This window comes from Acetonema longum DSM 6540, assembly GCF_000219125.1.
Classification (GTDB): domain Bacteria; phylum Bacillota; class Negativicutes; order Sporomusales; family Acetonemataceae; genus Acetonema; species Acetonema longum.
The window spans coordinates 1-23,670 of sequence record NZ_AFGF01000019.1; the positions used below are offsets into that span (position 1 = coordinate 1).

A 23,670-nucleotide genomic window follows, 5' to 3' on the forward strand; every position below is an offset into this window, starting at 1 on the left:
TTGGGCTCCCCAGGCTGGGCCGCGCAGGCCGACTACACTGCCGGCCAGGGTGGTTCCGGCCAGGTATTGGCTGGCCGGGCCCTGGACTTGTCCGTAGTCGAGGCCGAGGTAGAGCTCGGGGCCGGCTTTGAGGGGGATGGCGAGTTCGTTTTGGATGTACCAGCCGCATTCGGCGGCCAGGGTTTGTTCGCCGTCAAAGCCGCGAACGGTGTAGCGGTTGCCTATGGAGATGTGTTCGGAGCCGTAGAGGTAGTCGCTGGTGGTTTGCCCGTAGAAGGTGAGGCTGTAGCGGCTGCGGTGCTCGTGGATCTGGATGGGGGCGGCGATTTGGCTGTGAATGGTCCAGAGGCTGTAGCGGGGATTGGGGTCGTCAGAGGCGGTGGATGCGAGCGGTTCTTGGGCGCCAAACCAGGGAACGCCTCGTTTGTTGGCGATTTTCAGGTCGAAGGAGACGGGGCCGCCGGTGTCGCTGTGGCTGATGCCCCATTCCAGGGCGGAGGTTTTTTTGCGTTGGACTTGGATTTCCTGATCGTCGATATAGTTTCGGCTCCGTGAGCGTATGGTGCGCAGTTCCAGGTGGGTCTTGCTGGTTTGGTCGCGGGTTAAAAGCTGGGAGAGTTTGAGTTCCAGGTTTTCGCTTTTGCCGGAGGAGACAAAGGTTTCGGTGGTGCCGGCTACGGTTTGATGATAGCGGTTTTCGCTGAGGGAGAGGCTGACGGTGGAGTTGCCGTAGGGTACGGAGTATTGGAGACTGCTTCCTTTGGTGCCGCGCCGGGCTCCGTCGTCTTCGGCATCGTGGTTGACAGCTATATGAAAGAGGTCGTTGAGGCGCCAGAGGTTGTTGTAGCTGAAGGTGGCGGAGGATTGGAGTTTGCCGGTGGCGGGGCTGCCGGAGTCGTCCAGGGTATAAAGAAGGTTCCAGGGTTTGGTTTCTTTGGCGAATAGGAGGATATCGCTCTGGCCCGGTTGTTGGCCGGGGACCAGTTGCATGTCGATTTCTTGGCTGGGGACCCGTTTCATTTGTTCGAGTCCTTGTTCCAGGTCCCGCAGGTTTAGGATCCGGCCGGGACCGGTGGGAAAGGCAGTATGCCAGTTGCCTGCGTAGGACGGGTCGGCGAAGCGGATGCTGCCGATGGTGCCGGGGATGAGGGTCAGGCGCAGGGTGCCGTCGGAAAGGTCCTGGGCCGGAATAGTGACGCGGGTGGTGATGTACCCCCGGTCAATGAGGGCGTTGGTCAGGCGTTTGACAATGAGCTGGATCCCTTGTTTGCCCATGGAGCGGTTTTGGTACGGAGCGAAAAAGTCTGAGATCCAGGGGAATTTTTCGGCAGAGCCGCCTTCCAGCCGAATGGTGTGGATGAAAAGCATGATGGGTTCTGTGGGCAGACTGGTGTCTTGTTCTTGAACGGTTTTTTCCTGCAGAAAGACGTCGGTTCGCTGTTCGCGCTGTTTGCGCTCTGCCGCTTCCTGCCGGTCCCGCTGGAGGCGTTCTTGCTGGTCGTTGAGGTTGGAGGTCTGGGCCCAGGCTAGCTGGATAGTCAGGAATAGGAATAAAAACAGAAAAAGGCTGATGCGTAGGCCGATTGACAAGAGCGAGGTTCGCATGATGGCGGTCTCCTTGTGAAATTGAAAATTACGTCTTCTCGGTTGACAAAAGTTCCGGTATACTGTATATGTAAAACTGGATATTATTACATTATTTACTTTTAAAGTAGTTCATTTTTCCATTTTTGTCAATTGGATTTATTCTGGTTTGTCGGTAAACTCTACTATTTTTTTATAGATAGTTGCTGTGAAAACTCGTGATTGATTAGGAGGAACTATGAGATCAGTCATTGTTTTATGCATGATATGGGGGTTTCTCGCCTGTACGGTCTGGGCGGCGCCGCTGACGGATTATTCGCCGGGGAGTCTGGCTTTGGATGTGTCGCTGCGGACGGTGGAGAATGAGTCGGATCATGCGGGGGGAACTCATAATACGTATGGCGCTCGCTCGGGGCTGGATTTTGGAGCTACGCTGGGGTTGGGCGGACGGTGGGCTCTGCAGTATCGGGGGTTGAATGCGAAGTCGCAGGATTTATTTTTTTCAGAAACAGCAGATGGCGAGATGATTAATCCGGTCTATGAGTCATTTACGGGGCGGATGCGGCTGAAGACGGATGAGGTGAGTTTGCTGTATCGGTGGAACCAGTATTATTCCTTGTTTGCCGGTAGTGTGAGTGCTAAGGCTTGGTTTCCTTCTGCGTTTACCTATCGTGATCCGTTTGATTCGCAGGATGATGTATATCTGAGTGAGACGATGAGCACGAGGACGAAAACGACAGCCCAGTTTGGGGTGATCGGCTCTATGCCGCTGGCGTCTAAGTTGACGGGGTATGCTTCGCTGGGGGTTGGAAAGGATGTTGCGAGTTGGGGTGTAGGAATTTCGTACAGGGTGACACGGGATATGGACTTCAATCTGGATTACCGTAAGTTGACGGTGAAGGGGCTACGGTTGGAAGATGCAAAGATAGAGGCTGAAACTGGCGGGATGGGGTTTGGGGTGACTTGGCGGCTGTAAAGGCAGACCAAGCATCCCACTCATTATTGGCAGACTAACGGGGCGCAAAAAACCGTTCCGCCATCAGGGCAACCCCTGTGACAGAACGGTTTTTAACGGTGCCGGTCCTCTAAAAGCGCAAAGCGAGCATAACAGCCATTCCTGCCGCCATGGTCGCTGCCGCGCCGCAGTGTTTATAGGCTACCAGGGAGGCAACAATGCCGGCGATCAGATAATCATTGTGCAGGGTTATGTCCAGCTGGCCCTGAGGCAGCAAAATAGAGGGAATAATTAAGGCCGTCAGAACGCCCACCGGCATATAACGAAACCAGCGTTCAAACCAGGAAGGCAGACCGGTGAACCGCAAGAGCGCCAGACTGCCGATCCGGGTGAGATAGGTTACGGCTGCCATACCCAGAATAAGCGCCATCATCTCAGTCCGCATCCTGTTCCCCTCCTGTCAGCAGCCCACCGGTGACACCGGCAACCAGGCAGGTCAGAATAATATACCATTTGCCGGGCAGATACAACACCCCAGCCACCGCTGCCGCTGCCGCCGCCAGAAAAACGATCAGACTGTTGCGGTCAGCCAGCCGGGGCACCAGCATGCCTAAAAAGGTAGCCGGCATGGCGAAATCCAATCCCCAGGCAAGAGGATCGGGAATATACTGTCCGGCCAAAACCCCCGCGACTGTGGCTACAGCCCATGCCGCATACAGAACTGAGCTGACCCCCAATTGATACCAGGGGCTGTAGCCGGCTTTGGCGATCCGGTCCTGAACTAAGGCGTAGGATTCATCCGTCAGGATGAAAGACAGGACAGACTGCCAGGTTTTGGACAGAGGCAGCAGATATTTTGCCAGGGATGCGCCCATTAGCAGATGGCGCAGGTTCACCAGCAGAGTGGTAAAGATAATGATGCCCCAGGCCGCTCCCCCGCCGATCATAGCAATGCCGATAAACTGGGATGCTCCGGCAAATACCAGTAGTGACATCAGTAAAGTTTCTATCCCGGTCAGACCGGCGGTCAGACCCATGACGCCACAGATCAAACCAAAAGGCGCCACTCCCAAAACCACCGGTAATCCATCTCTCACGCCCTGCCAATATTCGGCGGACAAACTGGTGACAGACGCTATTGACGCCGTTTGATTCATATTGATCTTATACCTCCCCTCCACTGCATATTATTTCTATTATAACCGTAAGGACTGTGAGAGTAAATTCCGCCCAGCCGGCCAGAACTGCAATCTGGCCAAAATAATCCTGGCGCCAATCGGTTACACTACATTTATCAAATTACTACGTACTAAAGGGATGTGAAATATGACGCGAAAAACCCTTGTGTACATCCTGGCGCTATGGTTATTGTCATGGTTTGTCCTTAGTGCCTGTCAGGCGCCGCAACGCCGGCCCCTGCCCGCCCCCCGTCAGCCGAATGCGGCGGAATCAGGGCAAAATGCCGGACAGCAGGCCAAACAACCGATCCGCGTCGAACGGATCTACCGGCAGGTACAAATATTCAATGGAAAAAGCGGCATTTATGCCAAAAACCTGAAAACCGGACAGGCCGTTGCCAATCATGAGCACGACATCTTTCCCACTGCTTCCACTCACAAACTGGTGGTCGCCCTGGCCGTGTACAAATACCTGTACGATGAAGTCGATAAGGCCGACAAGCGGGAATATGACGAACAAATCAAAAAGATGATGACCGTCAGTGATAATCCGGCGTTTTATCAACTGCTGGATGAGCTGGAAAAACGTAAGCCCCGGGCTTTGACTCAGGTGCTCTTAGATTTAGGCCTGACCAAAACGCGGATCCACAGCAAGGAGGCTTGGCGGCAATTTGGCTACCACAGCGTGACAACCCCGTACGAGATGGCTAAAGTCTTTGAAACCATCTATCAGGAGCAATACCTGGGCAAGCAGAAATCGGTTATTTTAAAGGAAGAGCTGGCCCAAACCATCTTTAAAGAAGAAATTCCCCGCTTTATGTCCCGCAGCAAAGTTATGCATAAAGTCGGCTCCCTGCCCGGCATCTTATGTGATGTGGGCATTGTGGACGATGGCAAAGACCAGATCCTGATCAGTGTGTACACCAAAACCAAGCGTTCAGAGGAGTACGCCAGCAATTTTATCGCCGAAGTGTCGGCCAAGTTATATCAAGAGCTGCGCAGTCAATAGGGGCCCGTTGAAAGCCCATCTGCGTTGTTGCTCCTGCGGGCGGACGTTCGACGTATCCTGCGAACGTACAGTCTCACGCCCGTCCTCGTCGCGCCTAGCATCTGAACCTTTTTGAACGGTCCCAGGTTCGAGGCTGAAGATAGGTTTCTAATAGACTTTTCCACAAAATGACCCCGCACGAAAATCAACCTGCGGGATCATTTTTTTTATGCGATCAGATACATTACAGCTTTACTACCGGTTTCACCGTAAACCTGGGCCCTGTTTCCAGCTTGTAGGCCAGGGTATGCTGCCGCCAGAAAACGTCGTTCTGTTGGGGAAAATCGGTACGGTAGTGATGTCCGCGGGATTCCTGGCGCAGGAGGGCGCTGCCAGCCACCAGACCGGCCGCTTCGCACAGGGTCTCCAGCTGCAGTAAGTCCACTAATTGCTGGTTAAACACAGCCTGATCCGCCACCTGTATCTCAGAGGCCGCCAGCTGCACTTCCCGGGCGGCGGTCACCAGACGGAGCAAACCGTCGGCATTCCGGTTGACGCCGGCGTAGGTTTGCGTGGCAGCCCGGAGTTTGTCCCGCAACGGAACCAGTGATGTCTCCTGGCAGGGCCTGGTTGAAACTTTAGCAGCCACTCTGGCCGTTTCCTGTTCCTGCACGGCCGTATCCACTGCCATCGGTCCGTTGGCAGCCGCCCAGGCATGAGCCGTCAGGCCGGCTCTTGCCCCGAACACTTGAGTAGCGGTAATGCCATTGCCGGCCAGCCTGTTTGCCCCGTCAAAGTTGCCGGCGCACTCAGCCGCCGCAAACAGGCCGGGGACTGATGTCCGGCAGGTTTCGTCAATATGGATGCCTCCCATCAGGTAATGAGCGCCGGGGGCTGTTTCCACCTGATCGGTGGCCGGCTCCAGGCCATGGGCCCGTATATAGTTATACTGAGCCAGGTTCAGCATCTTTCGGATGGCATCAGTTCCTTTGGGAGAGTCGGCTACCGACCACAGCACCCCGCCTCTGTCTGTACCCCGGCCGTCGGCAATTGCCCCTGCCATCAGACGCATGGCCGTATCTCTCACCGGCAGCGGTTTGGGCAAAATCGGCTGCCCGTTTTTGTCATACACATTGCCGTCCAGCATCTCCGGACTCAAAAACTCATAATGAACAAAGGCTCCTTTAACTGATTCAGGCCAGACAATCACCGTAGGATAAAACAAAACCATTTCCATATCCACCAGCTCAGCCCCCAGCCGGTAGGCTTGGACCAGCCCATCGCCGGTGGCGTCGGCAGGGCAGTCGTTTACCGCCCATAACCACTGGAAACCGCCGGTCGCTACGACCACTGCTTTGGCATTAATCTGAGTCAGACCACCCCGGCGCAGATCCAGGCCCAGCGCTCCGGCGGCTGCACCGGGCAAGTCCTGGCTTTTCAGCAAGCCGGAAACATAAAAGTCATCCACGACAGTGATCCTATCATGATTGCGGCAGGCCCTGGCCAGAGCCGCCGCCAGTCCCACTCCGCCGCCTTTAAAGAACAGGTTGCGGGGTTTGGATTGCCCGGGAAATTGTTTACACTGCAAATCTCCCGCTGTATCACGAACTAATCTGGCGCCGAAGCGTTCGGCATCCAAGGCCCGGGCACAGGCATCCTCAGCCAGAACTTTGACCAGATTCTGATCGGCCAAATAGTAGCCATTCTCTATCGTATCGGTGAAATACCGTTCCGGATCGTCTCCGGCGGCAAAAGGCGCCTGCATGCCGCCGGCAGCGGTCAGGGTAATGCCGGACCGGGCCACCGGTCCCTTGTTGACCAACAATACTTGGGACCCGGCTTCGGCTGCCGCCAACGCGGCCCGCAAACCGCCGCCGCCCGCCCCGATTACCAGCACGTCTGTTTGCATCTGTTCCGTTATCTTCATACTTTTTATTTCCCCCTAGAATCTGTTGCAAAACTTATCTGCAGCCTCGAATCGGAGACCGTTCAAAAAGGTTCAGATGCAAGGTAAAAGCAACGCCTGCGTTGCCGTACTAGTGAAGAATTTAGGTGACTTTTCGGCTTATGAGAAATCATCCACTACCTATCTCCCCGAAAAGTCACAAATTCTGATACAGCGCGACGAGGACGCGCGTGCAGACAGTACGTTCGAGAGGGTACGGCAAGCGCGCGCCCGCAGGAGGCTGAAGTGACGCAGATGGGCCTTTTTCAACGGTCTCCTACCGGCTGCGCGAAATCCACTGCCACATCCCGGATCACCCGGAACTGGGAATGAGGTTCGATGACCACGGTTTCACCGGGTTGGATTAAAGTGGTGCAGCCCATCACGTCCTGGCCGTTCACCCGCACCATGCATGATCCGCATATCCCTTTAAAACAGGTAGAAGTACGGCAGGCAAATGTCCCGTCCTGATCATGGATCTTGGCCAGCAGGGCCATCACTGACAGAGGCTGTTCCGACGGAATATGGACTGTCTGAAAGTCCCCCGTTTTCTCCCCGCCAGGTTCCCAGCGAAATACTCTGGCGGTAATCGTCTGCGTTCTCTGACTCATATGGAATCCTCCGCATCCCCATGTAATTTTTTTATTAATTGTTTTCGTTCCGGCATTCCGATCATCCTGCTGTCAATCCTGCTCATAGGGATTTTTTCCGAAAATGTCGAAGCATATTTAAACTAAATGTAAAACGATAAAAGGACGAAGTTTGATGTCGAAGTTTATTTCGTTTCTGATCTATATTCTGCTGTCTTTTAACTTGCTCTGCGGTTTTATGCCTGCAACGGTCCAGGCTGGGATAAAAGAGGATTATGAGGAAGCATTGAATTTATACCTGACGGCCGGGGCCTGTATGGCGGTATACAGCGGCCGCAGCGGAGCCATGGCCTGCAACTATCTGCAGCAAAGCGGCTTTACCGTCGAATACTTTGATCAGGTATCAGCAAAGGCGGATACCCGCTTTCTTCTGGCCAGCAACGAATCAACCTCTGACCAGCCAGTATATATATTAGCCATCGTGGGCACAGAAAACTTTAAGAACCTGAAGGTTGACCTGCGAATCGACATGATCAATTTTGCAGGAAACTTTTTAGATGAGCTTGTCCAGAATGCCGACCCCCGGAATATCACCGACTCTCGGCCAAAAGTGCATCGGGGTTTTTACCAGTTTGTCCAGACAGCCCTGATGGGCAAAACTCCCGGCAAACCAACCGCACTGGCTCAGCGCCTGAAGGAACTTTTGCTGGCTGACCGGAACCGGAAACTCTACCTGGCAGGGCACAGTCTGGGCGGCGCCGCCGCCATTCTAACCGCGACCAAGCTGCTGGACATGGGAGTGCAACCGGAACAGCTCGAGATTATAACGTTTGGCGCCCCGGCTGTAGGCAATGCTGCCTTTGCCCGGCAATTCGGGTATCGTCTAAATCTGACCCGGGTGGTTATACGCGGCGATCCGATTACCGGCATACTGCAAAGCCTAGGCCGGTACCGTCAGTTTGGCCGCGAGATCACCTGGAAAATACCTGCCTCCATCAATGGGGTGTCTCACCATCTTGAGGTTTATCTGGATGTGGCGATCAAGAACTATTACCGCCAACGCCAGAAGGCCCTGGAAGCCGGGATCATCCAGGCGCCCTCCCGCATCGGCGCCTCTCCCAGAGTCTACGTGGCCCCGGTGGCTAACCGCCTGCCATCCGGCCTGCAGCAAGAGTTTTGGTATATGCAGCAGACCCTGTGGGATGAATATCGCCAGATTCTGCCCGGATATGTGATCGATACCGGTCCTGCATCAGAAAATATCTGGCGGCAAAAAGCCCTGGCAGAAGGCTGCGAATTTTTGATCATGCCGGAAATATCAGGCTATGCTATAAAAGATGAGTTCAATGCCTATTATGTTACCCTGCACCAGACTATCTATGACGTAAAGACCGGCCAGCTTTTAAATCTTACGCTTTTTTCCCACAACACCCTTCACATCTCCCCCCTGGAAGCCCTGATGCATAACGCCAAGCGTCTGACGACGTCAACCCTTTCCCCGGACAGCCTGAGACGCCTGCCGATACCATTTCCCAAAGCCTCAGTCAATTTTAGTTCGGAGAACAAGCCGCAATACCTTTGGTAGGCCCAGAGATGCGACGCATCCCGGAACCGCGGAGAATTTAAGGGACTTTTCGGTTATAATGAGAGCTATGCTGCCAGCACTCCGCCGAAAAGTCCTAAATTCTGATGCCCAGAGATGCGACGCATCCCGGAACCGCAGAGAATTTAAGGGACTTTTCGGTTATAACGAGAGGAATGCTGCCAACACTCTGTCCGAAAAGTCCTAAATTCTGATGCGGCACCAGAAAAAACATTGCTGCATACAGTGTATTAAAAAGCCCTACTGGAGGATACATGGAGATTTCAGAGTCCGTCCGCTGGGTCAAAGATGTGTGTCTCGGCAGCTTACAGATCAAACTCCGCAACAAAGATCCCCAGACTGCTCTTCATGCCGCCAATACCAGCAAACTGGCAGCTGTGGTAGCCGGGCGGCTGGGAATTAAGGACACCCTCGAGCTCAGGCTTGGATGCCTGCTGCATGATGTAGGGAAACTGCTGCTGAGCATCGAACCTGCCAAGCGGAAGTTAACCTATACAGATTATGAGGTTGTACAAAAGCATCCGATCCTAGGTTATATGATTCTTAAAGAAGCGGGATATCCCAATGAAGTGGCGGAGGTAGCGCTCTATCATCATGAGCGGATCGATGGCCGCGGCTATCCTTTTGGCATCAGCCGCAATGAGATTCCCCTCTTCGCCCGCATCTGCGCCGTGGTGGACGCCTTCGACGTCATGGTATCGGGAAGGCCATACCAGCCCCGTATTCCGGTTGCCGCAGCCTTGAACGAATTGCATCGGCATAGCGGCCTACAATTTGACCCCATAGTGGTGACCGCCCTGGCCCAGGCTGCCCCTCAAATCCTGGGAACCATCGTATCGCCACGTAACCTTGCCATTAGAGTATCATCCCACGCTTAGGAAAGATTGGTTTTGGATTTAGCCGCAAGCAATATTTTTCCATTCTATATCCCCAAAATAAGAAATCCCCCTAGCAGGGGATTTCTTATTTTGGGGATATAGCCGGATTAAAAGTCACAGTAAAAACCGTCCCCTGTCCGACTGTGCTGCTGACCGAAATTCCCGCACCGTGTCTCTGGGCAATACGATAGCAAATGGCTAACCCCAGTCCTGATCCGTGTTCTTTAGTGGTTACAAACGGATTGCCGATTTTCTGCAATATTTCCGGTGAAATCCCTGCCCCTTCATCTTCGATGGCCAGGAATACCTTTTGATCGGCGGCGCCGGTGCGGATGATGATCTTGCCTCCCTCGGGCATGGCCTCTATGGCATTTCGGGTCATATTTAAAATCACTTGCCGAATGCTATAAGCATCTAAAAGGATGGGCGGGGTTTCTTCCAGTGCAAGAACGATTTGACAGGAATTTAAAAAAGCATCCGCCTGTAACATCGGAAATAGCTTATGAATGATCTCGTTTAACGGCACCCTCTGAAAATCCATGGCCTTATCCTTAGCCAGCAGAAGAAATTCCGTAATGATGTTATTGGCCCGGTCCAGTTCCTTGATCATCAAGTCAAAGTACTCTAACTGATTTTTCAGTTCTTCTTTGCGGCTTAAAAACTGCAAAAAGCCTCTGACCGTAGTCATGGGATTGCGTACCTCATGGCCGATACCGGCTGCTATTTCACCAATCACGTTTAACCGCTCCGTCCAGGCCAGACGCGCCACCATTTTCCGGTCACGCTCAGCTTCCAGCAGCCGCTTGATCCGATGCCTCAGCACCAGTGGATTGAAATCCTTCGTGATATAGTCATCAGCGCCGGCGGCAAAGGTGGTCTTAATGGTCTCTTCATCCTCCCGGGCGGTGAGCATCAGGATCGGAATAGCCTTGCCGCTTTCCAGGCTGCGCAGCTGCTTGCAGACCGAACAGCCATTGATCTCCGGCATAATAATGTCTAAAATAACCAAATCCGGCTGGTACTGCTCGAATAACCGGATCGTTTCCGCACCATCGCAGGCTTCAACAATTTCATATCCGTCTTCTTTGAGAATATCCCGTAAAACCGTTCTCATAAACCGGTTATCGTCGGCGATTAGCACATGCGAAGTAAGCTTAACAGTAAAATTAATCATACCCTAACTCCTTTCCAGTCGGCAGCAGGGCTCTTAAACGAAATCATTCAAAAGGCTCGGATTTGAGGACGTGGAGAATATAATTATCCCTAAATTTTATCGTATTGAAGATAATAATATTTAATGGGAAAAAATAACAAAAAAAGTTAAAAACAAGCCTAAAATAGGCAAATTCGCACTAAATATGTGGCTAATTTGCCTGCTTTTATAATATTCGTGCAGTAAAGAACCCCAGGGGCTATGCTTTCGCAGTCGCCTCTGGGGTTCTTTAACTATATTTTTTTATTCTACTGTTACGCTCTTGGCCAAATTTCTCGGCTTATCCACGTCGCAGCCTCTGGTGACAGCGGCATAGTAGGCCAGCAGCTGCAACGGAATGACCGCCAGGATGGGGGCCAGATGTTTCTCAGTGGCCGGAATGAAGATGGCATGATCCACATACTTCTGCAGATTTTTGTCACCCTTGAAGCCCAGACCGATGATTACGGCATCCCGGGCCTTGACTTCCTGGATGTTGCTGATCGTTTTCTCATATACATCTGTCTGAGTAGCCAGGGCGATGACAGGCACTCCTTCGATGATCAGGGCCAGTGTGCCGTGCTTGAGTTCGCCGGCAGCGTAGGCTTCAGCGTGGATGTAGGAGATTTCTTTCAGTTTCAGAGACCCTTCAAGGGCCACAGCATAGTCCAGAGAGCGGCCAATGAAAAAGACATCCTCATTAAAGCCATATTGGGTGGCAAATGTTTTGATCGGCTCTACATCTTCCAGTATTTCATGAGCCTGCTCCGGCAGATTTTTCAGTCCCCGGATTATCTTCTGCAGGGCTGCCTGGTCTATGGCCCCCCGCAGTTTGGCAATATACAGGGCCAACAGGCACAAGCTGACCAACTGGGTGGTATAGGCCTTAGTAGAGGCAACCGCTATTTCCGGCCCGGCCCAGGTATAGATGACCTGATCAGCTTCACGGGCGATGGATGAGCCGACGACATTGGTGATGGCCAAAGTCCGGGCTCCCAGGCGCTTGGCTTCTTTCAACGCGGCCAGGGTATCGCTGGTTTCGCCGGATTGGCTGATGACGATAGCCAGAGTGCTGGAATCCACCAGGGGGGAACGATAACGGAACTCAGAGGCGATATCCACCTCCACCGGCAGACGGGCCAATTGCTCCAGGTAATATTTGCCGACGATACCGGCGTGATAGGCCGTACCGCAAGCAGTAATCACGATTTTTTTAATGGCGGCTGCTTCTTCTTTCGTCCATTTCAGTTCGTCAAACAGCACGGTACTGTCGTCTTTGGACAGACGTCCGGTCATGGTTTCCCGGATAGCCTTGGGCTGCTCGTAAATTTCCTTGATCATGAAGTGCTCGTAGCCGCCTTTTTCGGCTGCTTCCGCCGTCCAGCTGATTTCGAACACTTTCTTGCTCACCGGCACTCCCTGGCGGTTGGTTACCCAAACCGAGTCATTGGTAACCACGGCTACTTCGCCGTCACTTAAGATATAGGTTTTACGGGTGTGGTTAATAATGGCCGGGATGTCTGAGGCGATGAAATTCTCCCCGTCACCCAGACCAATGACCATGGGGTTATCCTGTTTGGAGCAGATAATCTTGTCCGGGTCATGTTGCGACAAAAACACCAAGGCATAAGATCCTTCGATTTCAGACAGCACCTTTTTGACAGCTGCTTCAAAATCTCCCTGATAGTATTCCTCCAGCAAATGAGCCACTACCTCCGTGTCAGTCTCAGAAACAAACTTATGACCCTTGGCTATGAGCTGTTCTTTAATATGCAGATAGTTTTCAATGATACCATTGTGGACGACGACAAATTTACCGCTGCAGTCGGCATGAGGGTGGGCGTTCACGTCCGAGGGGCGGCCATGGGTAGCCCAGCGGGTGTGCCCGATGCCAACGTGCCCTGCCGGAAAACGTCCATCCAGTTTCTTTTCCAGGCTCGAAAGTCGGCCCACGCTTTTTTCCACATTGATCCGGTTACCGTCATAAACGGCAATTCCGGCGGAATCATATCCTCTATATTCTAACTTACTCATTCCATCTAATAAAAACTTCGCGGCCGGTTTCGGCCCGATATAACCAACAATGCCACACATACAGAGCATTCCTCCATTACTACTATTCACTATTCATTTATCCATTGTTTTCGGACGCCGCAATCCGTTTTGTCCCGCAAATCGCTTTGCGGTTTTGTCGATTGCTTGCGGCTGCGTCCGCCCAGCCGAGAGGCATCCGCTGACGGTTCGATAAACCTCTCCCTCGTCTGCTCGGGGACCGTTGAAAAGAGCCCATCTGCGTCGTTACTCCTGCGGGCGCGCGCTTGCCGTACCCTTTGGAATGTACTGTCTGCGCGCGCGTCCTCGTCGTGCCTAGTATCTGGACCCTTTTGAACGGTCCCGGATTCCAGGCTGCAGATGAGTATGCAACGGATTTTTCCCAAGCACCAGCGCTTTTTTCAGTTTCCCGCATTGATCCCGCTCCTATCCATAGCTCACCCCCTTAATCTAGTTATATATATGTTGAGGAGCGCAAGATCGCGCTCCTCAAACATACTGTTTTTATTGTAGCCGATTTAGGCTACGCGGTCAACCGCTTTGCTTTTTGTCGGCTTATGTCAGTTGATGTTCAATGGTATCAGCAATCGTCTGCACAATCCGGTTCAGCTGATCCAGACCCGGACCTTCGGCCATAACCCGAATCAAGGGCTCGGTGCCGGAAGGACGGACCAGGATGCGGCCTTCTTCACCCAGCTCGGCCTCGCCTTGACGGATAGCGGCGGCAATTTGCGAATTTTCCTGCCAGCCTTCTTTGCTCTTTACCCGGATATTTTTTAAGACCTGCGGGAATCGGGTCATCAGACCGGCCAGTTCGGACATTTTTCTGCCGGACTGTTCCAGGGCCGCCAGGACCTGCAGGGCCGTGATAATGCCGTCTCCGGTGGTGGCGTAGTCATTGAAAATAATATGACCCGATTGCTCGCCGCCCAGGGAATATCCTTCAGCCAGCATGGCTTCCAGGACGTAACGGTCGCCTACGCCGGTTGTGACCACAGAACCGCCGGCTTTTTTAATGGCCTGGTGCAGGCCGATATTACTCATGACCGTGGCCACCAGGGTTTTATCTTTGAGTTTATTTTGCCGCAAAAGTTCCAGGGCGCAGATGGTCATGATCTGATCACCGTCTACGGCTTCACCGGTTTCATCTACTATCAGGCAGCGATCAGCGTCGCCGTCATGGGCGATGCCTACGTGGGCGCCCTGTTCGACAACAGCCTGCCGGAGCCGTTCCATATGGGTCGAGCCGCAGTGATCATTGATATTCACTCCGTCCGGATCATCAAACAGCACGGTCACTTCCGCTCCCAAGGATTTCAGAATGCGGGGCGCAGCTTCATAGGCAGCGCCATTAGCGCAGTCCACCAGCACTTTCAATCCGGACAGGCGGCAGGACACTGTGCCTGCAGCATACTCAATGTATTGATTCAGGAGGTCATGCCGGTGCAGGATGGTGCCCACGCTGCCGCCGGTGGGGCGGAGCAGGCGATCCGTTGGCGCCAGCACCAGGCTTTCCAGTTGTTCCTCCACCTCATCCGGCAGTTTATAGCCATTGCCGGCAAAGAACTTAATCCCGTTGTCCGGAAAGGGATTGTGAGATGCCGAAATCACCACCCCGGCCTGAGCGCCCAGAGTTTTGGCCAAATAGGCCACGGCCGGCGTGGGAACCACTCCAGCCAGCACGGCCTGCCCGCCGGCCGAGCAAATGCCGGCGGCCAAAGCGCTTTCCAGCATCTGTCCCGATATCCGGGTGTCACGGCCAATAATCAAAACCGGATTCTCATATTCCTGTCCGAAATGGCAAGTCGCAGCCCGGCCCAGGCGAAAGGCCAGTTCTGGGGTCAGTTCCTGGTTGGCCACTCCGCGCACGCCGTCTGTCCCAAATAGTTTTCCCATATATTTCTCCCCTTGAGAAACCGTTGAAAAGGCTCATCTGCGTCACTTCAGCCTCCTGTGGGCAGGCTCATTCAGAAAACATCAATTTTCGGTTTCATATGCAGTAGTCTATTTGCTGTAACTACACCGAAAAGTGTTTGGTTTCCTCCTGATCTCACGATGCTCCGCATCTTTCCAGTATCGACGTACCCTGCGAATGTACAGTCGCACGCCCGTCCTCGTCGCAGCTAGCATCTGAACCTTTTCGAGCGGTTCCAGATTTTAGGAAACAGATTGGTTTTACAACAAGTTCCTAGTATTTAAATTATGAATTATAAGGTTTGTATTTAGCCATAATCGCCGCAGCCGCATTCATCCCGTCCAGGGCGGCGCTCATGATGCCGCCGGCATAGCCGGCGCCCTCGCCCACCGGGTAGACGCCGGTGCTGTTGACCGATTGGTAGTCTTTATTCCGGATGATCCTGACCGGCGCGGATGAGCGCATCTCCACTCCGGTCATCACTGCCTGGGGATGATCAAAGCCTTTTATCTTACGGCCAAAATCAGGCAGGGCCTTGGCCAGTGTCTGACAGATATAGCTCGGCAGGCAGACCCCCAGATCAACCGGTCTCACCCCCGGCAAATAGGTAGGCTGAGTCAAATACTGTGGTTTAGCGGGCACCCTGCCGCTCAATAGGTCGCCCACACTCTGGGCGGGAGCAGAGTAGTCGCCGCCGCCGGCCTGAAAGGCCAGTTGCTCATAGTGTTGTTGAAAATGGATGCCGTCCAGGACATGAGAACCAAAATCCGCCGGACCCACATTGACGATCAGGGCACTGTTAGCAATGCCACTGGCTCGTTGGTGCAGGCTCATGCCGTTGGTGACCATTCTCCCCGGTTCGGAAGCCGCCGCCACCACCTGGCCCCCCGGGCACATGCAAAAGGAATAGGCCGTCCGGCCGGAGGCCTGATCATGATACACCAGGGAGTAATCTGCCGGGCCCAATTTAGGGTGACCGGCTGACGGCCCATACTGAGCCCGATCAATCATATCCTGGGGATGCTCAATTCTCACCCCCACAGCGAAAGCTTTGGCTTCCATAGCCATTCCCCGCCGGGAAAGCATCCCGTATGTATCCCTGGCGCTATGGCCGATGGCCAGAATCAGGATCTCAGAATCAAACTTTTCCTGTCCGTTTATCATCATACCAGCCAATCGTCCGTCAGGCAAGTATAAATCCGTGACCTGAGCCTCAAAGCGGACTTCTCCGCCGCAGGCAATGATCTGCTGCCGGATGTTTTTTACCACGGTCCTCAGCTTGTCAGTGCCGATATGGGGCTTATATGTATAGCGGATTTCCGGCGGGGCGCCGGCTTCCACCAGTATCGCCAAAGCTTCCTGCATGCGCGGGTCGGTCACCCGGGTGGTCAGCTTGCCGTCGGAAAAAGTGCCGGCGCCGCCTTCACCAAACTGAACATTGGAAACAGGATCCAGGCTGCCGCTGCGCCAAAACTCAGCTACGTCCTGCGCCCGGCGGTCCAGATCCCGGCCCCGTTCCAGCACCAGCGGCTTATAGCCGTGCCGGGCCAACAGCAGCGCCGCCATCATACCGGCCGGGCCGAATCCCACCACCACCGGCCGGTGCGTCAGCGGCCTTAAGCCATACTCCAGAGATTCCGCCGCCGGCGGAGAAACAACCGCCACATGCTGATCCCCTGCCAGCCGGGAAAGGATCAGTCCCTCGGCTGATCTCACCGACACATCCAGCGTGTAAACAAAACTAATGTTATTCTTGCGCCGGGCATCCAGCGCCTTACGCACAATGGAAATTTCTCCGATTGCGTCCCCGGACACTTTTAGCCGCTTGGCGGCCAAACGCGCAAGCGGCGTATCATCATCAATATGCACCCGAAAATCTGTAATCCGCAGCAATACCTTAAACTCCTTTTTTAACGGTCTCCTAGAACTTTTTGCAAAACGCATCTACCGCCTAGAAACTGAGACCGTTCAAAAAGGTCCAGATGCTAGGAAGAACGAGGGCGCGCCCGCAGGACTGACAACGCAGATGGGCCTTTTTCAACGGTCTCCTAGCGTGCCGAGGGTCCGACTTCTATGCTCACCGTAATCTTCTCCGGCACAACGATCACTTCTTTGTCTTGCTCTCGCGTCAGTTGCAGTCTGACTTCTTTTTTGATGCTTTGCGTGATGCCGCCAATATTGATCGGTTCGGTATAGATAGATTCTATTTTAGCTAAAACATCCGGGTTGCCTTGCAGTTCTACCTGATTGGGCTCCCCGCTGATCCGGGTCAGAGTAACACCGGCTGGCAATTCACCATAGATCATGGTCTTGACTTCCACGACCTTTTTGTCAGTAACCTGCTTCAGCACCGTAGATACCTTCACCCGGTCCGGCTTGGCGGTCAGCCGTTCAATCTGCCGCCCGTCCCGGGCATAAAAAACCACCGGCACCTCAGCGGTAAACTCCTTCGTCTTACCTGTCATATCCACCGTAGCCACAACTCGGTCCACCGCATCAACAAAAGTTTTAGCACCGGACACTACAACCTGAGTCGGATCAATGCCGGTCTTACCCACTACGATATCGGGGCCGGTCGTGCCGGTCAGCCTGAGTGACACCGCCATTTGTTTCTGTGCGCTCAAATCCAGGTTTAAAGTTACTTTCTCCGGATTCACCTCAACCAGTTCCAAACTAAGCGGCAAATGTACAGCCACATTCAGAGAGTGCTTTCCTTCCGCCAGGTCTTTCACATCGACGTAAGGCTTGATATCCCGGGGCAGGAGACCTGCAATCAGACTGCGTGGCCCCCGCACTTTGACTTTGATAGCGTCAGGCGAGTCTACCACCAAAAGATTGGCTGCCAGATTTCTCGTTTCCAAAGGCACGGTAAGAGATGTCTCCAAGGGAGGATTTTGTTCATTCATCACATACAGCCACAATATCGTAGCCAGGATAAAAGCCAGGATTTTAATGAAAATGTTGTTTCGTCCGATTTTTTCCATCATGAAGCTGACCTCCAGCGGAAAAAGTCACTCAGGCCGGATTGCTTGCTGACTAAAAGCGGAGTCAGATTTTTACGCAGTCCTTCCCCATCCAGGTAGCGCAGAAGCTGGCCGCTTCGCGCCAGAGAGATCACGCCGGTTTCCTCACTGACCACCACCACCAGTGCGTCGGTCTGTTCTGTCACCCCGATAGCCGCCCGGTGCCGGGTCCCCAATTCTTTATTCAATGTACCGTCGTCGGTAAGAGGCAGCAGACAGCCTGCGGCCATAACCCGGTTTCCCCGGATGATGGCTGCTCCGTCATGGAGAGGGGTATTGGGGATAAAAATATTGATAATAAACTCACTGGATACCTGCCCATCAATTTTAATGCCCTGCTCCATATAGTCGTTCAACCCAATTTCCCGTTCCAGCACAATCAAAGCGCCGATTTTATTCTTGGATAAGGTAACCGCGGCCTTAACCAGCTCCGCAATAAAGGTTTCCGCCTCCTGCTCATTCAGGAATACATTTTTTCGGAAAATATTTCCTTTCCCCAATTGTTCTAAAGCGCGCCGTAATTCCGGCTGAAAAACAATTGGCAGAGCCACAAGCACCACTGTCATGGTTTTTTGCAGCAGCCAGTTGATCACATTCAGGCTGAGCCACTTGCTGACCAAAGTCAGCATGAGCAAAACAACCAACCCTTTCAGAAGGTTATTGGCGCGGGTATCTTTAATTGTGACATACACTTTGTAGAGAAATACTGCCACAATAAATATATCAATCAGATCAAGCAGGGTCATTGTTGCGATAATTCCGCGAATCTGCAACATCATACTGAATCACCTCAACCATCCTTACTTAATACATATTCTGTCCAATAACAGGAAAAACCTTTTGTCTCTGAATTTTTCCAAAAAAAATTTCACACCGGATTACAGCACTTAGTATAAGCAAAATTGGTAAAGAAAAGCCTCCCACATGGGAGGTTTGATAATTTTTTTTATAATTTAGTGACTTCGTTGACCCAGCCGTGGGGATCGCTCAAATTTCCATACTGGAGACCAGCCACATAATCAAACAATTTTTGACTGAATGGACCGGTTTGATTATTATTGATCACAATTTTACGGCCTTTCCAGGAAAGCTCGCCTACCGGTGAAATTACTGCCGCCGTACCGGATCCGAAAACCTCTTCCAACTGGCCTCTGTCATGAGCCTCGAACAGCTCATCCACTGAAATCTGACGTTCTGTGACGTTTACGCCCCACTCTCTGGATATCTCAATAACCGTACGGCGGGTGATGCCGCTCAGAATACTGCCGTTAAGCTTAGGAGTCACCAATTCGCCATTAATTTTGAAGAAAATGTTCATGGTGCCGACTTCTTCCACATATTTGCGTTCCGCTGCATCCAGCCAGAGCACCTGGCTATAACCTTCCTCTTTGGCCTCTACCTGGGCCCGGAGACTGGCGGCATAGTTGGCAGGGGTTTTCGCTTCGCCGATGCCGCCGTGAATTGCCCGCACATATTTGTCTTCGACTTTGATGCTTACCGGATTGAACCCGGAAGCATAGTAAGCCCCCACCGGCGAGAGAATGATGAACAGTTTAAATGTGTCGGAGGATTTTACTCCCACATAGGGATCGGTGGCAATGACAAAAGGCCGGATGTATAAAGACGTTCCCAACCGGCCAGGCACCCAGTGAGCCTCTTGCTTGAGCAGCTGGTACAGGGCCTGTTCCAGCAAATCCGCATCCATCCGGGGGATACAGAGAATTTCCGCCGAGCGGTTAAACCGCTGCAGATAGTCCTTAGTACGGAACACGACGATCCGGTTATCTACCGTGCGGAAAGCCTTCATGCCTTCAAAAATTGCCTGGCCGTAATGCAGAACCATGGCCGCTGGAAAGAGCGAAAATTCCTCATAAGGTTCAATGCGGGGATCATGCCAGCCCTTACCGGTTTCATAGTCCATAACAAACATGTGGTCCGTAAAATAAGCTCCGAACCCCAGCCTGCTCTCATCAGGCAGGGAACCGGGCTTACTGACCGTTTTCACCTTGATATCGGTCACGATACAACCTCCTCTTCGCTTTGCCGCAGTATTTCTATAGCCAGTATAAATTAGGATTATTATATCTTGTTTATTGTATACATGTCAATGCACAACCAGCAGAAGAGGCGTAATTTTACGAAATATGTCCGTCGTAAACGATCAGTTGTATTTTGTTGTCTATTTCATTTTTTCGCAGCTTTTGCCCTGTTCCCGGAGAATGGCAGTCGTTTGGGTCAACGCCCGCCGGACCTGGCTGTAGGATGTGCCGCCGTAAGAGTTGCGGGCGCTGATGCAGGTCTCCACACGGATAGCTTCCAGAATATCTTCTTCAAACAGAGGCGAAAACCGGCGAAATTCATCTAAGGTTAGATCCAGCAAGTACTTACCTTGTTCGATGCAGTAATGGACGCATTTGCCCACTACTTCATGGGCCTGACGGAAGGGAAGTCCTTTTTTCACCAGATAGTCAGCCATGTCAGTCGCATTGGAAAAATCCTGCCGCACCGCCTGACCGGTGCGTTCAGCATTGATCCGCATGGCCCGCAGCATGGAGGCGTACACTGACAGACTGAACTTGACGGTGTCAATGGTATCAAACAGGCCTTCTTTGTCTTCCTGCAGATCCTTGTTATAAGCCAGAGGCAATCCTTTGGCCACGGTCAGGAGAGCCATCAGGTGACCTGTCACCCGGCCAGTTTTGCCTCTGACCAGTTCGGCCACATCGGGATTTTTTTTCTGGGGCATAATGCTGGAGCCGGTGCAGTGAGCGTCATCCAGTTCAATAAAGGAGAATTCGGCGCTGGACCAGAGAATGATTTCCTCGCTCAGACGGCTTAGGTGCAGCATCAGGATAGCGGCAAACGACAGGAATTCCAGGATATAGTCCCGGTCACTGACTGCATCCAGACTGTTCTCGTAGAGTTGGCTGAAGCCCAGCTCCCGGGCCACAAAATGCCGGTCAATCGGGAATGTGGTGCCGGCCAGAGCTCCGGCACCCAGAGGCATCATGTCTGTTCTCTGCCAGACTCCTTCCAGCCGGGCAAAATCCCGCTGCAGCATAAAGAAATAGGCCAGCAGATGATGAGAAAACAGGATAGGTTGAGCCCGCTGCAGGTGAGTGTAGCCAGGCATAATGATTTCCTGATGCCTGTCCGCCACTTCAGCAAGGGCCTGCTGCAGATCGGTCAGGAGGCGGGCGATGGCGCCAATCTCCCGCTTCAGATAGAGATGAGTATCCAAGGCCACTTGATCGTTGCGGCTGCGGGCTGTATGCAGTTTGCCTCCTGTCGGGCCGATCCGCTCGGTCAGCCGTTTTTCGATATTCATGTGGATGTCTTCCAGGGATACTTCAAAGCTGAAATTTCCTGCCTCAATATCGGCCAGGATATCTTTCAGACCGCCGATGATCAGATCGGCCTCTTCGCCGGCGATAATGCCGCATTTGGCCAGCATGGCGGCATGAGCGATGCTGCCGGCGATATCTTCCCGGTACATCCGGCAGTCAAAGGCAATGGATGAGGTAAACTCCTCCACCATCACATCGGTGCCTTTAGTAAAGCGACCGCCCCACAGCTTACTCATGTTTCTTAGCCCCCTGCTCCATTAGAGCGCGGATTTTCAGCGGCAGGCCAAACAGGTTGATGAATCCTTCCGCATCCTTTTGATTATACACTTCGTCACGGCCAAAAGTGACAAAGCCTTCATGATACAGAGAATAAGGCGATTTGGCGCCGGCGCTCATAATATTGCCTTTGTACAGTTTCAGTCTGACCAGGCCTGTGACATTTTCCTGGGTGGAATCCACAAAGGCGTCAATGGCTTTCTTCAGCGGCGAGTACCACATGCCGTCATACACCAGTTCGCTGTAACGGACGGCTACCTGCTCCTTATAGTGCATGGTGGCCCGGTCCAGGGTGAGATACTCCAGCTCCCGATGGGCGTAGAATAAAATGGCCCCCCCCGGTGTTTCATAGACACCCCGGGATTTCATTCCTACCAGACGGTTTTCCACAATGTCGGCAATACCAATGCCATTAGCTGCACCGATGGCGTTAAGCTTATCCACCAGAGCCACTGCGCCCAGTTTCTCACCGTTGACCGAGACCGGGATGCCTTTCTCAAAACCCACCTCAATATAGGCCGCCTTGTCAGGCGCCTGTTCCGGCGTGCTGGTTACCATGTACACATCATCTTTCGGCGCGTTCCAGGGATCTTCCAGATCGCCGCCTTCATGGCTCAGATGCCAGATATTACGGTCCATGCTGTAGGGGCGCTTTTTGGTCACAGGCACCGGCACATTGTGTTTTTCCGCATAGTCAATGGCATCTTCCCGGGAACGGATGTCCCACAACCTCCAGGGAGCAATGATCTTGAGATCAGGCGCCAGAGCCTTGACGGTCAGTTCGAACCGGACCTGGTCGTTTCCTTTGCCGGTAGCGCCGTGAGCAATGGCGTCAGCCCCTTCTTTCCTGGCCACTTCCACCATGGCCCGGGCAATGATCGGCCGGGCAAAGGAAGTGCCTAAAAGGTATTTGCCTTCATAGACCGAGCCGGCTTTCAGCACCGGCCAAATGAAGTCCTCAATAAATTCCTGTTTCAGGTCTTCGATATATACCTTGCTGGCGCCGGATTTAATGGCTTTTTCCCGCACGATGTTCAGTTCATCGCCCTGGCCCACATCGGCACACATGGCGATAACCTCGCAGTTATAGTTTTCCTTCAGCCAAGGGATAATGACCGAAGTGTCCAGGCCACCGGAATAGGCCAGCACTACTTTTTTAACGTCCTGATTTTTACTCATTCTATTCTCCTCCTAATTATGGGTGGCCCATTAGTAGAGCCATAATTGCCTTTTGAACATGCAAGCGGTTTTCGGCTTCGTCAAAGACCACCGATTGCTTGCTTTCCATGACTTCATCGGTAATTTCCTCGCCCCGGTGGGCCGGCAGGCAGTGCATGACGATAGCATCAGGCTTGGCAACGCCCAGGAGTTCGCTATTGACCTGGAACCGGGCCAGGGCCTGCCAGCGGACATGCCATTTGCTTTTTTCGCCCATGCTGGCCCATACATCGGTATAGACAATATCGGCGTCTTTTACGGCTTCATAGGGATCATTGGTCAGCTCGATGCTGCTGCCAAACAGCCTGGCATCTTCTCTGGCCCCGCTGACCACGCTTTCATTGGGTTTATATTCACTGGGGGTGGCCACGGCAATATTCATGCCCACTTTGGCGCAAACGTACATCAGGGAATTGGCCATATTGTTGCCGTCGCCGATATAGGCCATTTTTCTCCCTTTCACTTCTCCCTTGTGCTCGATAGCGGTATAAACGTCGGTCAGGGCCTGGCAGGGATGTAGCAGGTCGGTCAGGCCGTTGATCACCGGCACCGAGGCGTACTGAGCCAGTTCTTCCACTTCCTGATGGGAAAAAGTACGGATCATGATTCCGTCCACATAGCGGGATAAGACCCTAGCCGTGTCTTTCACCGGCTCACCCCGGCCGATCTGCAGGTCATTGGCGCTTAGGAACATCGCCATGCCGCCTAGCTGCCACATGCCGACTTCAAAGGAAACCCTGGTACGGGTGGAAGATTTCTGAAAGATCATGCCCAAAGTTTTACCCTTTAGTATGTGATGCTCCTGGCCATTTTTTTGTTTATCCTTTACTATCTTGGTCAGGCGGAAGATTTCCTGCACTTCCTCATAGGACAGTTCATGCACTGATAGTAAGTCTCTGCCGTGAAGGCTCATATATACTCTCCTC

19 protein-coding genes are annotated in these 23,670 nt (G+C 52.9%); 4 read left to right on the forward strand and 15 right to left on the reverse strand.

Going from position 1 to position 23,670, the window contains the following annotated elements; translation table 11 throughout:
- Window positions 1-1,605, reverse strand: a 1,605-nt coding sequence (locus ALO_RS03130; protein ID WP_004092794.1) for a ShlB/FhaC/HecB family hemolysin secretion/activation protein, incomplete at its 3' end; no start/stop codon positions are given.
- 217 nt (window positions 1,606-1,822) lie between these two features.
- Between ALO_RS03130 and ALO_RS03135 the strand changes: the two genes are divergently transcribed.
- Window positions 1,823-2,560 carry a hypothetical protein gene (locus ALO_RS03135; protein WP_004092795.1) on the forward strand — a complete coding sequence of 246 codons (738 nt, stop codon included), beginning with the start codon at window positions 1,823-1,825 and terminating at the stop codon, window positions 2,558-2,560.
- A gap of 109 nt (window positions 2,561-2,669) precedes the next feature.
- On the opposite strand, the gene ALO_RS03140 is transcribed toward ALO_RS03135, so the two are convergent.
- Together ALO_RS03140 and ALO_RS03145 are read right to left on the reverse strand one after the other, a co-directional pair.
- Window positions 2,670-2,984, reverse strand: coding sequence for an AzlD domain-containing protein (locus tag ALO_RS03140; RefSeq protein WP_004092796.1), 315 nt, complete (start codon window positions 2,982-2,984; stop codon window positions 2,670-2,672).
- Window positions 2,974-3,696: an AzlC family ABC transporter permease gene (locus tag ALO_RS03145; RefSeq protein WP_004092798.1), complete on the reverse strand. Its 723-nt coding sequence runs from the start codon at window positions 3,694-3,696 to the stop codon at window positions 2,974-2,976. Before ALO_RS03145 ends, ALO_RS03140 begins: the two co-directional genes overlap by 11 nt.
- Window positions 3,697-3,865: 169 nt before the next feature.
- Between ALO_RS03145 and ALO_RS03150 the strand changes: the two genes are divergently transcribed.
- Entirely contained in the window at window positions 3,866-4,726 is an 861-nt protein-coding gene (locus ALO_RS03150; RefSeq protein ID WP_004092800.1) for a serine hydrolase, read from the forward strand.
- A 223-nt stretch (window positions 4,727-4,949) separates the two neighbouring features.
- Here ALO_RS03150 and ALO_RS03155 read toward each other — a convergent pair whose 3' ends face one another.
- Both ALO_RS03155 and ALO_RS03165 read right to left on the reverse strand, forming a co-directional pair.
- Complete coding sequence (locus tag ALO_RS03155) at window positions 4,950-6,632, reverse strand: FAD-binding protein (RefSeq protein ID WP_004092802.1); 1,683 nt, start codon at window positions 6,630-6,632, stop codon at window positions 4,950-4,952.
- Window positions 6,633-6,916: 284 nt separating this feature from the next.
- Window positions 6,917-7,261, reverse strand: a complete 345-nt coding sequence (locus tag ALO_RS03165) for a 2Fe-2S iron-sulfur cluster-binding protein (protein ID WP_004092805.1) — start codon at window positions 7,259-7,261, stop codon at window positions 6,917-6,919.
- A gap of 154 nt (window positions 7,262-7,415) precedes the next feature.
- Here ALO_RS03165 and ALO_RS03170 point away from each other — a divergent pair, with 154 nt between their 5' ends.
- Together ALO_RS03170 and ALO_RS03175 are read left to right on the forward strand one after the other, a co-directional pair.
- On the forward strand, window positions 7,416-8,825 hold the full coding sequence (locus ALO_RS03170; RefSeq protein ID WP_004092806.1) for a lipase family protein: 1,410 nt from the start codon (window positions 7,416-7,418) through the stop codon (window positions 8,823-8,825).
- Between the two features lie 272 nt (window positions 8,826-9,097).
- A complete protein-coding gene (locus ALO_RS03175; RefSeq protein WP_004092807.1) occupies window positions 9,098-9,721 on the forward strand; it encodes an HD-GYP domain-containing protein in 624 nt (207 codons plus the stop codon).
- An 85-nt stretch (window positions 9,722-9,806) separates the two neighbouring features.
- Here ALO_RS03175 and ALO_RS03180 read toward each other — a convergent pair whose 3' ends face one another.
- From ALO_RS03180 to argF, 10 genes are all read right to left on the reverse strand, one after another.
- Window positions 9,807-10,895, reverse strand: a complete 1,089-nt coding sequence (locus ALO_RS03180; protein WP_004092808.1) for a response regulator — start codon at window positions 10,893-10,895, stop codon at window positions 9,807-9,809.
- Window positions 10,896-11,177: 282 nt separating this feature from the next.
- The gene (gene glmS / locus ALO_RS03185) at window positions 11,178-13,007 is read right to left on the reverse strand and encodes a glutamine--fructose-6-phosphate transaminase (isomerizing) (protein ID WP_004092810.1); all 1,830 of its coding nucleotides are present in this window, start codon (window positions 13,005-13,007) and stop codon (window positions 11,178-11,180) included.
- A 513-nt stretch (window positions 13,008-13,520) separates the two neighbouring features.
- Window positions 13,521-14,861 (reverse strand): phosphoglucosamine mutase, encoded by a 1,341-nt coding sequence (gene glmM, locus ALO_RS03195; protein WP_004092812.1) that lies wholly within the window; start codon window positions 14,859-14,861, stop codon window positions 13,521-13,523.
- A 304-nt stretch (window positions 14,862-15,165) separates the two neighbouring features.
- Window positions 15,166-16,773 (reverse strand): NAD(P)/FAD-dependent oxidoreductase, encoded by a 1,608-nt coding sequence (locus ALO_RS03200; RefSeq protein WP_004092813.1) that lies wholly within the window; start codon window positions 16,771-16,773, stop codon window positions 15,166-15,168.
- Between the two features lie 155 nt (window positions 16,774-16,928).
- Window positions 16,929-17,867 (reverse strand): CdaR family protein, encoded by a 939-nt coding sequence (locus tag ALO_RS03205; RefSeq protein ID WP_004092815.1) that lies wholly within the window; start codon window positions 17,865-17,867, stop codon window positions 16,929-16,931.
- On the reverse strand, window positions 17,864-18,682 hold the full coding sequence (gene cdaA / locus ALO_RS03210) for a diadenylate cyclase CdaA (protein ID WP_040292629.1): 819 nt from the start codon (window positions 18,680-18,682) through the stop codon (window positions 17,864-17,866). Before cdaA ends, ALO_RS03205 begins: the two co-directional genes overlap by 4 nt.
- Before the next feature lie 167 nt (window positions 18,683-18,849).
- A complete protein-coding gene (locus ALO_RS03215; RefSeq protein WP_004092817.1) occupies window positions 18,850-19,923 on the reverse strand; it encodes a branched-chain amino acid aminotransferase in 1,074 nt (357 codons plus the stop codon).
- A gap of 159 nt (window positions 19,924-20,082) precedes the next feature.
- The gene (argH, locus tag ALO_RS03220; RefSeq protein ID WP_004092818.1) at window positions 20,083-21,486 is read right to left on the reverse strand and encodes an argininosuccinate lyase; all 1,404 of its coding nucleotides are present in this window, start codon (window positions 21,484-21,486) and stop codon (window positions 20,083-20,085) included.
- Window positions 21,479-22,705 carry an argininosuccinate synthase gene (locus tag ALO_RS03225; RefSeq protein ID WP_004092819.1) on the reverse strand — a complete coding sequence of 409 codons (1,227 nt, stop codon included), beginning with the start codon at window positions 22,703-22,705 and terminating at the stop codon, window positions 21,479-21,481. The genes argH and ALO_RS03225 overlap by 8 nt, the downstream gene beginning before the upstream one ends.
- A 16-nt stretch (window positions 22,706-22,721) precedes the next feature.
- A complete protein-coding gene (gene argF / locus ALO_RS03230; protein ID WP_004092820.1) occupies window positions 22,722-23,657 on the reverse strand; it encodes an ornithine carbamoyltransferase in 936 nt (311 codons plus the stop codon).
- Between the last annotated feature and the right edge of the window lie 13 nt (window positions 23,658-23,670).